The organism is Desulfitobacterium dichloroeliminans LMG P-21439, from assembly GCF_000243135.2.
Taxonomy (GTDB): domain Bacteria; phylum Bacillota; class Desulfitobacteriia; order Desulfitobacteriales; family Desulfitobacteriaceae; genus Desulfitobacterium; species Desulfitobacterium dichloroeliminans.
The window spans coordinates 3,364,745-3,377,786 of record NC_019903.1 but is presented as its reverse complement, the minus strand read 5'-3'; the positions used below and the strand labels follow the sequence as shown (position 1 = coordinate 3,377,786).

Sequence of the window (13,042 nt, the reverse complement as noted above, 5' to 3'; positions counted from 1 at the left end):
AATTTGCTTTGATCAGTTTATTGTCGAACAGTTTATTATTGATATTTATTATAACATACCATATAATGTGGGTGAAGTTCAGTTATGTGCCGTTTAGTTAGTTGGGAATTGCTGCAATTGTCTTTAGCGAGTAGAATATCGGTTAATTCAATTGAGTTTTGTTGTGTTTTGTTTATTTCGAATGTGATTTAAATCGGTTGCTAGGCTCAGTGTTTTTTTGATAACCGTAGGAGGTAAAAAAGATGAAGCGATTCTTCAAAACTATGGTTATAGGTAGTTTGATTTTGCCACTTCTCTTAGTTGGTTGTGGTGCCAGTGGTAGTGGAACCAGCGATTCTAATGGAGCGGCTAATGCCCCTCGAGAAAAACCAACAGAGCTTACTATTTCCGTAGCAGCTAGTTTGAAGGACTCCATGGGAGACCTACAAACTCTCTACGAAGGGAAAAATACTCAGATTAAGCTTATTATTAATTACGCCGGATCCGGTACCCTCCAGAAACAAATTGAGGAAGGCGCACCGGCCGATCTCTTTATTTCAGCTGGCAAATCCCAAGTGGATGCACTGATAGAAAAGAACTTGATGATTAAAGAAAGTGTTGTAAATTTGCTGGGCAATGAATTGGTTCTTGTGGTAGGAGCAGATAATACAGAGGTTAAATCCATCCAAGGCTTAAGTAAAGACAGCGTTGTCCAGATCGGAATTGGCACACCGGAATCTGTTCCGGCCGGAAAATATGCCAAAGAGGCCTTCACTTCTTTGGAGCTTTGGGGTAGCTTGCAACCCAAATTTGTTATGGCCAAAGATGTGAGCCAAGTGTTAAACTACGTCGAGACCGGTAATGCGGAAGCTGGTGTGGTCTACAAATCCGATGCTCAAAGATCAACAAAAGCCAAAGTTGTAGAGTCCTTTCCTGCCGATAGTCATAAGCCCATTATTTATCCTGCAGGAATCGTTTCTGCTACTAAGCATAAAGCAGAAGCCGAAGCATTCTTGACCTATTTGCAAAGCACCGAAGCCCAGGATATATTTTTTAAATATGGATTTAAGATCGCTGGAAAATAGATGAGCATTGAGCATCAGTTATAACAAATAACTCTTGAGATCATGTGTCAACTATCAAATCAATTGAAGGAATAAGAGATGGATTTTGATTTTTCGCCTATAATTTTATCTGTGAAGGTTGCAGCAGCTGCGGTTTTAATCGTAGTCTGCTTTGCTATTCCCATTGCCACGCTCATGGCTAAGCGCCAGTTTACGGGGAAGACCATTGTGGAATCACTGCTGACGCTACCTTTAGTGTTGCCCCCTTCGGTGGTTGGCTTTGTTCTACTTTACATGTTTGGTAAGAATGCCCCCATCGGCAAGCTATTAGCTGAGCTTTTTCAGGTGACAGTCGTTTTCAGCATCTGGGGAGCTGTCATTGCAGCGGCGGTTGTCTCTTTTCCTATGATGTATCAATCTGTGAAAGCGGCCATTGAAAGTGTGGACCCACAGTTGGAAAGGGCTGCCCGGACCCTTGGCGCCGGGGAGTTGAGGGTCTTCCTTACGATTACGATTCCCTTAGCTTGGAACGGTGTAGTGGCGGGCTTTGTTCTGGCTTTTGCCCGCTCCCTCGGCGAATTTGGCGCCACCCTCATGCTAGCCGGAAATATTCCTGGGAAGACCTCGACCATGCCCCTAGCCATTTACTTCGCCAGCGAAAGTGGCAACACGCGGGAAGCTTGGATTCTGGTTTCCATTATGGTGCTGTTCAGTTTTCTGGTTATCTTTGGGCTCAATCATTGGGGCAAAGGAAAAGAGAACGCCAAGTCCGATGGGAGGGTGGGGTAATGGTCAAAGTACAATTGCAAAGAAAGCTTCCTTCCTTTACCCTAGAAGTTGATTTTACAGTAGACAATCATATCCTTGCCATCGTCGGTCCTTCCGGAGCGGGGAAGACCACGGTGCTTCAGTGCTTAGCCGGACTGCAAACCCCTTCTCAGGGTGAAATCATAATTAATGACAAGACCATCTTTTCATCGGAGCGCAACATTAATCTCCCTGTGCGCAAACGGCGAATTGGCTATGTATTTCAGGATTACGCTCTATTTCCCCATATGACCATCGAAAAGAACGTTCTCTACGGAAAACCAAGGCAAACTCTAGCTTCTCACCAGTCCATGGGCGTCACGGAAATACTTGAGATTCTTCAGATTGCTCATCTACGACAACGGTTCCCCCGCCAGATATCTGGGGGAGAAAAGCAACGGGTGGCCTTAGCCCGGGCGTTGATGACAGAACCGGAGCTTTTGCTTCTCGATGAATCCCTCTCCGCCCTGGATCCCGATACCCGAGCCTTGCTGCAGCAAGAACTGCTTAAAGTTCAGCAACAGTGGCAGATTCCCTTCATTATGGTCACCCACGATCCCCGTGAAGCGGAGATCCTCGGCAGCCAGATTTTGCGGATTGACAAGGGAGTCCAGGAGGTTCTTAAACCGTTTTACTTATCTTTTTAATGCATCAATGCCTCTTCTCCATCTTGGAGAAGGGGCATTTTTTATTGTTAAACACTCACCCATCCCCGAAGGCTTCAATACACTATTACAGATATGAAAGGAAAGGGGGAAGGGACATTGAGGAAGGTTGTGGAGTTACATAACCTTGGCATGACATATCAATCCCTCAACGGCGAAATCCCTGCGCTGGAAGATATTAATCTTGATGTTCAAGAAGGGGAATTTGTCAGCATTGTTGGCCCAAGTGGATGTGGCAAATCTACTCTTTTATCTATTATTAGCGGACTGATTCCCCCCACAGAGGGCAGAGTGCTTGTCGATGGGGAGGTCGTCAAGGGAACTTCTCCCAAGATAGGGTACATGCTGCAGAAGGACCATCTCTTTGAATGGCGAACCATCATGCAAAATATCCGGCTTGGGTTAGAAATTCAAAAAAGTCTAACGCCTGAAACAAAAGCTCACACAGAGCACCTCTTAAAGACCTATGGTCTTTCCGAGTTTCGCGACAAATACCCGAGCCAGCTTTCAGGTGGGATGAGGCAGCGGGCAGCCCTCATTCGCACCCTCGTCACCAAACCCCAAATTCTCCTTCTGGATGAAGCCTTCTCCGCTTTAGATTATCAAACGCGTTTAGCCGTCAATGAGGATATTTACACCATTCTCAAGCAGGAAAACAAAACTGCCCTCATCGTCACTCACGATATCTCTGAGGCGATTAGCATGGCAGATCGTGTAGTAGTACTTACCCGTAGACCCGGAACCATCAAAAAAATCTATTCTATTAATCTGAACTGTGAAAAGCGTTCCCCTTTAAAATCACGAGATATACCAGCGTTCCAGACCTACTTTCAAGCGATATGGAAGGAGCTGGATGTCCATGTCTAACATTTCGCCTGAGCATAAAGCCTATCTTCGCAAAGTGCGACAGGAGCGGATTAAGGTCAGGCTAACGCAGGTCTTGATTCTGGTGCTTGCCTTCGGGTTATGGGAACTCTGTGCCCAGCTAAAAATTGTGGATCCCTTTATTACTAGCCAGCCTTCTAGAGTGCTCAAGACCATAATTAATCTCCATCAAGAAGGGGTGCTCATCCACCATATTACGGTCACCTGCATCGAAACCATTGTTGGCTTTTTACTGGGGACCATCCTAGGAACGATAATTGCCATCATCCTCTGGTGGTCAGAATTTATCTCTAAAGTCTCTGAACCCTATCTTGTCATCCTCAATAGCTTACCTAAGATTGCTCTCGGACCGATTTTTATCGTTTGGATTGGAGCAGGTCCGGCGGCCATCATCGTTATGACCCTAGCTATTTCCCTTATCGTTACCATTCTCGAAGTTCTCAATGGCTTTATAGCTATTGACCAAGAGAAGATCAAACTGGTTCAGACCTTCGGGGGAACAAAAACTCAGGTACTCACCAAGGTACTTCTCCCAGCCTCTTACCCAACGATTATCAATGCCTTAAAAATTAACGTGGGACTATCTTGGGTCGGCGTAATTGTCGGGGAGTTTCTCGTCTCCAAGGCTGGGTTGGGCTACCTGATTGTCTATGGCGGTCAGATATTCAAGCTGGATCTGGTCATGACGAGTGTCTTCATCTTAGGAGTTGCTGCAGCACTAATGTATCAGGGGGTGGTGTTATTCGAAAAACTCATGGTTAAGCATCCTGAAGAATAATAGTCCGAAGGAATCTCTAGGTACCTATCCATGTAAGAAGTAGTGACTAAAATCTGGAGAGCATCATTAAGGGAGGGTTTTTATGAAACGCCGAATAGGCTTACTTATGGTGATAGCATTAACGGTAGCCCTAATTCTCACCGGCTGTGGGGATAATAGTAGCAAAGAGAATCAGCTCACCAAAATCAGAGTATCCGAGGTGACCCATTCTATCTTTTATGCACCTCAGTATGTCGCCTTGACCCAAGGCTTCTTCAAAGAAGAGGGACTGGATATCGAACTCACCAACGGTGGGGGAGCGGATAAGGTCATGACCGCTGTCTTAACCGGTCAAGTGGAGATTGGTTTTGCCGGCCCGGAAGCATCTATTTATGTCTATAATGAAGGCAAAGAAGATAACGCCATTGTTTTTGCGCAATTAACCAATGGTGATGGCACTTTCCTCATTGGCCGTGAGCAGGACCCCGATTTCCAGTGGAGTGACTTGCAAGGCAAGACCATCATCGGAGGCAGAAAAGGTGGAATGCCGGAAGTTATCCTCCAATACGTTTTGCGCAATAATGGTTTAACCCCAGGCAAAGATGTTTTTATCGATACCACTATGCAGTTTAATGCCATGCCCGGAGCTTTTCTAGGTGGTCAAGGAGATTATGTTATTCTCTTTGAACCTACAGGTTCAGCCATGGAAAAAGAGGGCAAAGCATATATTGTCGCTTCTCTAGGCAAAGAAAGTGGCGAAGTACCTTACACTGCCTATTTCGCCAAGAAAAGCTATATAGAGAAGAACCCCAATATTATTCAGAAGTTCACGAATGCCGTCTATAAAGGACAGCGTTGGGTAGAATCCCATTCGCCTGAGGAAATTGCCCAGGCTATCAAACCCCATTTTCCCGATGCGGATGCAGAGATTCTCACCACAGTTGTCAAACGCTATAAAGAACAGAACAGCTGGAAAAAGGATCCCGTCCTCTTAGAAAAGGATCTCCAGGTCTTACAGCAAGCCTTACAGGATTCTGGTGAATTAAGCAAGACGGCCCCTTATGCTAAAATAATTACTCCAGTATTTGGGGAGACGGCCTTGAAAAGTGTAAAGTAATTTGTCGTAAAAATAGCGATGAGAGAATTATTTGGAAGAATTCCAATAGTTCTCTCATCTTTTATGCTTATACCAAACTTATTGCGATAATTAGAATTTCTTTGGGTTTTTTTAGTGTAATATGGAGGTCAAGGGAAGCAGCATTGCCATGATTATCGTAGATGTTGATCTCTTTAAGAGAGTGAACGATTGCTATGGACATCTCGCAGGAGACTATGTTCTACAGAAATTTGCCGAGTGTTTAGGAACTATGGTCAGACCCTATGATTTCATTGGTCGCTATGGCGGAGAAGAATTCGCTATTTGCTTACCTGGTACCGATATTGAACAGGCTACAGTTGTAGCAGAACGGATGAGAGAGAATGTCGCAGCCCTCGAGGTAGAATATATGAATTATCGGATTCGAGTCACGGGTAGCTTTGGGGTAACGGTTTACGATCAGGAATCCCCTGAAGACGTAGATATATTGATTGAGAGGGCAGACTCTGCTATGTATGTAGCCAAGAGTCATAAAAATACCGTCTATCAGTGTGTTTCCTAGGCTGATAAAAATTGGGGACAGGTCTCAGTTTTTATCTCTGCTTTCAAAATTTTACATTCTAAAATAAGTGATAACTTAGAGTAAAATTATCGTAGGCAAAAGAGCAAAAAAATAGGGGAAGAGCTAAAAAAACTCTTCCCAAAATCACGAACTTCTTGTAGTTTGTAGTTACCACACAAACAAAATACAGGGGTGCGTGACATGAATAGTTTAACCAAAGAAAAGATAACATTCAAGGATATTGAGAAAGATTTTTATAAAATAGGTTGTGAGGTTGCCAAACTGCTCCTCCAAAATTTTCTGGAAGAAATGGATGCCGAGCTTGCAGAGAGCAGGGATAAAGCAGTTCTAAGGCATAGAGGTAAAAAGTCAACCTCAATAAAGACCCTGATGGGAGAAGTGCCAGTCGATCGAGCAATATATAGGAAAGCCAAAGACGATGGCAGTCAGGAGTATGTTTATCTTTTGGATGAAGCTTTGGGAATGGAAACAATAGGATTTATGTCTCCCAATCTCGTAGAGAAAATCCTGGAATACAGTTGTGAAATGTCCTACCGAGAGGTAGCACAAGCAGTTTCAACCTTAACGAATCAAACCATAAGTCACCAGGGAGTTTGGAACATCGTTCAAGCCGTGGGAGAAAAACAAATTGAAGCAGAAAAGGTACGGGTGGACTCCTTTAAGAAAAACGAATTAAGCGGGAGCAAAGAAGTTCCCATTCTCTTTGAGGAAGCAGATGGCTTGTGGTTATCCATGCAAGGAAAGAGCAGAGAAAAGGGAAGTTCCAGAGGGAGAAAAGAGCTTAAGATCAGCGTCACATATGAAGGCTGGAAGCCAAGATATCCATCATCCAAAGAGTATGAAACCGTGGGTAAAATGGCTTTTGCAGGTTACATGAAAGCTGAAGAGATGAAAGAACTAAGAGATGCGACACTATCTCAGAATTACAATGTCGATGAAATTGTTTATCGGGTCCTAAATGGAGATGGAGCATCTTGGATAAGACGAGATCATGACCAAGAAACGGATAAATTTCAACTCGACCCCTTTCATCTTGCCCAAGCAGTCACCCGAAATGTATCGGACAAAAAGGCCAGAAGAACCCTCCTTAAATGGCTTAAGAAAGGAGAATTTGAAAAGGTATTCGAGAAGCTTGAAGAGCTCAAATATGAAAGCGGCGGAGTAACTAAAGAGGTAGAAAAACTGAGTAGACTAGAAAGCTACATAAGAAATAATATTGACGGGATAGTACCCTATAAGGACAGAGAAGATATTACGTTACCCAAAGCCCCTGAGGGCTTAGAATACAGGAATTTAGGCACGATGGAAAGGCAAGTGAGGGTCTTCGCTTCCCGCATGAAAGGAGCAAAAAGCTGGAGCGAACAAGGAGCAACCCATCTCTCCAAAATAATCGCTTTAAAAATGGGAGAAGGCTTCAAGGAAAAGATAGCAGCCCTAGTGTCAGGAAAGCTCCCGGACCGGTTCGCTGAGCGCTTTGTAGAAACAATAACGAATAGCAAAAGCGGACTGAAGAAGGCTGTTAAGAAGTCAATATACACGCTACATAGAGGAGAACTGCCCTACACAAACTGTTCAGTAACAAACGGAAGAAAAGTCATTCGCAATATGTTCAATCTCAAAACATTTAGCGAGATGATCTACCGGTAAGGTTTAACCAAAAGACCCCAGATCAAGACTTGACATGGGGGCGGTTGATGCTACCCTAAATCAGGGGGATGGGGCCTACCCCAAAGGAATACATCTTGTGAGCCCCATGCCTTGACCCATGGAAGCATCCGCCGTGGGGTCCCATGTCAAGTCTACCCCAGAGTTGGACTGCATTCTGAAAATAAAGGGATTTTATTACGTATCTACACAACTACGAGGAATAGAATTTTTGCCCACGTCTACTTGACACCAACAAGTGATAATTACCTGTTGATTTGGGAAAAATTATGTGTTAAGATATTCTAAACTGTTGACGGGGAAGTAAAACCGCAAGACCAACCTTAAAGAGAGCCGGGATAGGTGGAAGCCTGGTAGGTAACGGAGCGAGTAAATGGACCCCTGAGGGCGGAGTGAAAAGCAATGAGTAGCTTACGACGCACAGCCAGCGTTATTGGGCTAAGGGTGTGATGGCACCCTGCAAGAGAGGATGTATGGGCATCGGTTTTCATACATCAATTAAGGTGGTACCGCAGGTTAAGCGCCTGTCCTTAAGGTTAGACTTAAGGATAGGCGTTTTTTGTTTTGGTACGAACCGTCCCATGCATCGAGGCGGATGGATGGGAATTGCAGGGAAGAACCCTCGAATCTTAATCAAAAAAATTGAAAAAGAGTGGAGGATCTTCAAATGAAAAAGAAATTTGCGGGAATCTTAAGTGGAGTATTAGCACTATCCTTATTCGTCACGGGTTGTGGCTCAAGTAACACGGATCAAGGGAAATCAGCCAATGAAGGCAAGAAAAAGATCGGGATTGTTCAAATCGTCGAACATCCCTCTCTGAATACTATTCGTGAAGCAACGATTGCCGAATTAGCTGCCCAAGGCTTTAAAGATGGCGAAAATATCACCATCGACTATCAAAATGCCCAAGGTGATCAAACCAATCTCAAAACGATTGCCCAAAAGTTTGTTGCCAATAAATACGACCTGATTATTGCAATTGCCACCCCATCGGCTCAAGCGGTAGTCAATGAAACTAAAGATATTCCTATTGTTTTCTCAGCGGCCACAGACCCCGTCGGGTCAGGACTTGTCAGCTCAATGGAAAAACCCGGTGCTAACGTCACAGGCACCTCTGACCGAGTATCCGCCGAAAAGATCATGGAACTAGCTGCGCAAATTACCCCAGGGATAAAAACCGTCGGCGCCCTCTACAATACCAGTGAGACCAACTCCGTGTCCGTTATCGAAAACCTCAGGGAGTATGCGGCTCAGAAGAACATCAAAGTTGAAGTAGCTACGGTTACCAATAGCTCTGAGGTACTACAAGCAGTTAACGCCCTCACCGGAGATGTAGATGCTATCTTCATCCCCATCGATAATGCTGTCGCCAGTGCCATGGCTGCTGTGGCCCAAGCTGCTAATAAAGCAAAAATTCCCGTCTACGTGGGAGCCGATTCCATGGTCAAAGACGGCGGCCTAGCAACCTATGGCATCAACTACACCATCCTCGGTCAAGAAACGGCAAAAATGGCCTCCGAAATCCTCAACGGCAAAAACCCCGGCGATATCCCCGTAAAATCCATGACCGATATGGATATCTATCTTAACCAAAATACAGCAGACGCCATCGGCGTCACCTTCTCCACTGATGTCATCAATAAAGCCGCAGAAGTATTTAAGTAAGAAAGCGGACTAGCAGGATTTCAGGCACGGACCCCATAGTTTGCAGGGTTTGGACAGGGAACCTGTCCCCCTGTCACACTTTCCGTGGCTCATATATTATTGTTACCTTAAAAGAAAACCCAAGGATTTTGCTATACGGAAGAGAGCGACTTCAAAGCGAGCGGCTACTCGTTCTTCGCGAAAAGCCGCAGCGGAGTCGGGTTGGAAACAGGACGTTTCCAACTGACTAGAGAGCCAAACAAGTGCGAAAAGCTCGCTCGCTTTTCGGGATGGCGATTTAGTCAGGTAACCCGACGTAGCGCAGAGCTTGAGCGTTAGAACGGGTGCGCGCAGCTTTCTGAGCGAACGTGTATAGCAAAATCCTGGAGACCCCTAAAAAGCTAAGACGTAAAGGAGCGACCACCACCTATGAATTTCGCCTTTCAAGGCTCTATCGAACTCGGAATTATATATGCAATCATGGCCCTAGGCGTATTCATATCCTTCCGCACCCTGAATATGCCGGATATGTCGGTTGACGGAAGCTTTGTTACCGGCGCTGCGATTTCTGTCGTCATGAGTATGAGTGGCCATCCTTTTTTAGGAGTGCTTCTATCCTTCGTTGTCGGCTGCGGAACCGGCTGTATCGCCGCCTTTCTCCATACGAAATTGAAGATACAGGCTCTTTTGGCGGGGATTCTCGCCATGCTTGCGCTGTATTCCCTTAACCTGAAAATAATGAGCGGACGGGCCAATATTGCTCTTATGAATAAAGCCACCGTGTTCAGCGAATTCGAAAAGCTGGTGGGTGGAGACTATAGTCGACTCATTTTTGCTACTATTACTGTGGCCTTTTGTCTTGTCGTCCTCTTCCTATTCTTGAATACCCGCTTGGGGTTTCTGGTGCGGGCAACAGGAGATAATGACCAGATGGTGAGAGCACTCGGGGTAAACACCGACCTGACCATTTTTGTTGGCCTTGCGATAGCCAATGGTTTTGTGGCTGTTTCGGGAGCCATGATTGCTCAGTATCAATCCTTTGTCGATGTAGCTATGGGCGTTGGTATGGTGGTCATCGGGCTGGCTTCGGTTATCATCGGGGAAGTTGTTTTTGGGGCAAAATCCTTAATGCGGCGGTTGATCGCTGTGATATTAGGGTCGATACTCTATCGTTTAATTATTGCCATTGCCTTCGAGTTGGGCATGCCGGCCACCGATCTAAAGCTCGTCTCTGCTGTAATTGTTGCCTTAGCTATGTCCACTCCCATCCTTAAAAAGCAATTTGCCACCATGAAAAGAAGACACTTTCCCCAGCAAGGTACCAAAAAGAGGTTGCAGTGAAAGGGGTGAACGATTCAAATGCTCAAGCTAAAAGAAGTCAGCAAAACCTTCGGTATCGGCAGTAGCAACGAAAAGCGGGCACTGGATCAGGTGAATCTTGTCCTGCAGCCGGGTGAATTTGTGACGGTCATTGGTGGGAATGGAGCAGGGAAATCCACCCTCTTTAACTGCATCTCAGGCATGTATGAAATAGAAGAAGGGCGGATTCTCCTTGACGACCTAGATATCACCTACTTCCCTGAATACAAGCGTTCCCAATCTATAGGCAGGGTATTTCAAGACCCCCTCAAAGGGACGGCCTTTGATATGACCATTGAACAAAATCTGGCGATTGCCTTAGCCAAAGGTCAACCCATCAGCCTCCGCCCCGGCATCACGAAAAAAGAGCTGGATTTCCTCAGAGAACGGATTGCACTCTTAGATCTAGGTCTAGAGAACCGCATGAAACACAAGGTAGGGCTCTTGTCCGGAGGACAGCGCCAAGCCTTGACACTGCTTATGGCCACCTTAGTAAAGCCCAAAATTCTTCTCCTCGACGAGCATACGGCAGCACTTGACCCGGCCATCGCCAAGAAGGTCATGAGTATAACCCGGCAAATAGTTGATGAAGAAAAGCTATGTACCCTGATGATCACCCACAACATGAAGGCATCTTTAGAGTTCGGTACACGAACCATCATGATGCATGAAGGAAGAATTATCATGGATATTCAAGGTCAGGAACGAAAACAAATGACAGTGGATCGCCTCATCGAGCAGTTCGAATCCCGCAGCGGCACCGCCCTAGACAACGATCGTATGCTGCTCGGGTAGAAATTGCGAAAAAAGTTAAATACTATAAAAAAAAGAGCCTGGGCAAGCTTGACGAAGATAGATGAGTATATCCTGCAATAATGTGCCAGTTCACTCTTTTACCTCTTTAGCGTATTAAAGTAAAATAGCATCATGATTATCCCTAGAGAGAGAAGGAGTTGTTCATATGAAGAAGTTAATTGCCTTGGCAATGACTGTCGTTATGTCAGGATTAGTATTAGTCGGTTGTGGTAGCGCTAGCACCGGAACCCCAAATGGAGAAAAGGCAGCAACCCCACAAAAGATCGTGGTCGGTTTGGATGATACCTTTGCCCCCATGGGCTTTCGCGATGATAAGGGCGAATTAGTCGGCTTTGATGTCGAGATGGCAAAAGAAGCTGCTTCCCGCTTGGATATGGAAGTAGAATTCAAGCCCATTGATTGGAATAGTAAAGAAGTTGAACTCAACAGCAAAAAGATCGATATGATCTGGAACGGTTTAACCATCACCGAGGATAGAAAGAAAAACATCCTCTTTACACAACCTTACATGGCCAATCATCAAATCATCGTCGTTCTCCCCGATTCGGATATTAAAACCAAAGCAGACCTCAGCGGTAAAGTGATCGGGACCCAAGAAGGTAGCTCCAGTCTCGATGCTATCAATTCAGAGCCTGAAGTGGCTAAGACCTTTAAGGAAATCAGAACCTATGCCGATTATGTGGCGGCTCTTAATGAATTAAAAATTGGCCGGGTCGATGCCGTGGTGGCTGATGAAGTCGTATCTCGCTATTACATGAGCAAAAAACCGGGCGAATATGCGGTTATTGAAGATAACTTCGGCGAAGAAGAATATGGTGTTGGACTCCGCAAAGACGATACCGAACTCTTAGGCAAGCTACAAGGCGCCTTAGATGCTATGAAGGCCGAAGGAGTATCTGCTGAAATCGCTAAGAAGTGGTTTGGTGAAGATATCATTAAGTAATTAAGAAACAATCCGTTCTTATAAGATTAGGCTGATGGGTTATCCATTGGCCTTTTCTGTGGTACTATAGGTTTGTCCAAGTTACCCAGAGAATGATTTGAGGAGAGACAAGATGGACTATATTCTACAGATTCTCGGCCCCATGCTTGACGGCACGGTGGTCACCTTGCAAATATTTTTTGTGACCATTATAATGTCCTTGCCCTTAGGATTGATGCTGGCTTTAGGACGTATTTCTCGTTTTAAGCTACTGAACTCAGGAATCAGTATATATATATGGATTTTCCGCGGCACCCCTTTGATGCTTCAGCTCTTATTTGTCTATTTTGGTTTGCCTTTTATTCCTGTGGTCGGGGAAGTACTCGTTCTCACCGATTTTCAAGCGGCTATCTTGGCTTTTGTCTTGAATTATGCAGCCTACTTTGCGGAGATCTTCCGGGCGGGCATTCAGTCCATCGACCGGGGTCAATATGAAGGGGCTAAAGCTTTAGGCATGACCTATAGTCAGCTCATGCGCCGTATTGTTCTTCCTCAAGTGATTAAACGGGTCTTGCCACCTCTAAGCAATGAGACTATTACCCTTGTCAAAGATACCTCATTGATTTATGTCTTAGCCATGAATGATTTGCTACGCACCACGAAGGCTTTAGTGCAGCGGGATTTTACTATGACCCCCTTCATCGTTGCCGGGATATTCTACTTAATTATGACTTTGGTTTTGACTTATGGCTTTCAAAAGCTGGAGAAGCGTTATGCGATCTACGATGATTAGGGATTT

At 45.2% G+C, this 13,042-nt stretch carries 13 protein-coding genes and 1 other annotated feature; all 13 genes read left to right on the top strand.

Translation table 11 applies throughout. The features are described from left to right. Positions 1-242 precede the first annotated feature (242 nt). The 13 genes from modA to DESDI_RS15925 all read left to right on the top strand — a co-directional run bounded on the left by modA (position 243) and on the right by DESDI_RS15925 (position 13,036). Positions 243-1,064, top strand: a complete 822-nt coding sequence (modA, locus tag DESDI_RS15990; protein WP_015263651.1) for a molybdate ABC transporter substrate-binding protein — start codon at positions 243-245, stop codon at positions 1,062-1,064. Positions 1,065-1,142: 78 nt separating this feature from the next. Then, positions 1,143-1,832 carry a molybdate ABC transporter permease subunit gene (gene modB / locus DESDI_RS15985; RefSeq protein ID WP_015263650.1) on the top strand — a complete coding sequence of 230 codons (690 nt, stop codon included), beginning with the start codon at positions 1,143-1,145 and terminating at the stop codon, positions 1,830-1,832. Continuing rightward, positions 1,832-2,497, top strand: a complete 666-nt coding sequence (locus tag DESDI_RS15980) for an ATP-binding cassette domain-containing protein (RefSeq protein ID WP_015263649.1) — start codon at positions 1,832-1,834, stop codon at positions 2,495-2,497. Before modB ends, DESDI_RS15980 begins: the two co-directional genes overlap by 1 nt. A gap of 117 nt (positions 2,498-2,614) precedes the next feature. After that, positions 2,615-3,382 (top strand): ABC transporter ATP-binding protein, encoded by a 768-nt coding sequence (locus DESDI_RS15975; RefSeq protein ID WP_015263648.1) that lies wholly within the window; start codon positions 2,615-2,617, stop codon positions 3,380-3,382. Then, positions 3,375-4,178, top strand: coding sequence for an ABC transporter permease (locus DESDI_RS15970; protein WP_015263647.1), 804 nt, complete (start codon positions 3,375-3,377; stop codon positions 4,176-4,178). Before DESDI_RS15975 ends, DESDI_RS15970 begins: the two co-directional genes overlap by 8 nt. Positions 4,179-4,260: 82 nt before the next feature. After that, complete coding sequence (locus DESDI_RS15965; protein ID WP_015263646.1) at positions 4,261-5,274, top strand: ABC transporter substrate-binding protein; 1,014 nt, start codon at positions 4,261-4,263, stop codon at positions 5,272-5,274. A 121-nt stretch (positions 5,275-5,395) separates the two neighbouring features. Next, positions 5,396-5,815 (top strand): GGDEF domain-containing protein, encoded by a 420-nt coding sequence (locus DESDI_RS15960; protein WP_015263645.1) that lies wholly within the window; start codon positions 5,396-5,398, stop codon positions 5,813-5,815. Between the two features lie 201 nt (positions 5,816-6,016). Then, entirely contained in the window at positions 6,017-7,483 is a 1,467-nt protein-coding gene (locus DESDI_RS15955) for an ISLre2 family transposase (RefSeq protein ID WP_015263644.1), read from the top strand. A 301-nt stretch (positions 7,484-7,784) separates the two neighbouring features. Next, positions 7,785-8,036 (top strand) — a binding site (T-box leader). 132 nt (positions 8,037-8,168) lie between these two features. Beyond that, the gene (locus tag DESDI_RS15945) at positions 8,169-9,167 is read left to right on the top strand and encodes an ABC transporter substrate-binding protein (protein WP_015263643.1); all 999 of its coding nucleotides are present in this window, start codon (positions 8,169-8,171) and stop codon (positions 9,165-9,167) included. A 408-nt stretch (positions 9,168-9,575) separates the two neighbouring features. Continuing rightward, positions 9,576-10,487 (top strand): ABC transporter permease, encoded by a 912-nt coding sequence (locus tag DESDI_RS15940; protein WP_015263642.1) that lies wholly within the window; start codon positions 9,576-9,578, stop codon positions 10,485-10,487. Between the two features lie 18 nt (positions 10,488-10,505). Beyond that, positions 10,506-11,300 carry an ABC transporter ATP-binding protein gene (locus DESDI_RS15935; protein WP_015263641.1) on the top strand — a complete coding sequence of 265 codons (795 nt, stop codon included), beginning with the start codon at positions 10,506-10,508 and terminating at the stop codon, positions 11,298-11,300. A 166-nt stretch (positions 11,301-11,466) separates the two neighbouring features. After that, positions 11,467-12,264, top strand: coding sequence for an amino acid ABC transporter substrate-binding protein (locus DESDI_RS15930; protein ID WP_015263640.1), 798 nt, complete (start codon positions 11,467-11,469; stop codon positions 12,262-12,264). A gap of 112 nt (positions 12,265-12,376) precedes the next feature. Further along, entirely contained in the window at positions 12,377-13,036 is a 660-nt protein-coding gene (locus DESDI_RS15925) for an amino acid ABC transporter permease (RefSeq protein WP_015263639.1), read from the top strand. Positions 13,037-13,042: the final 6 nt, after the last annotated feature.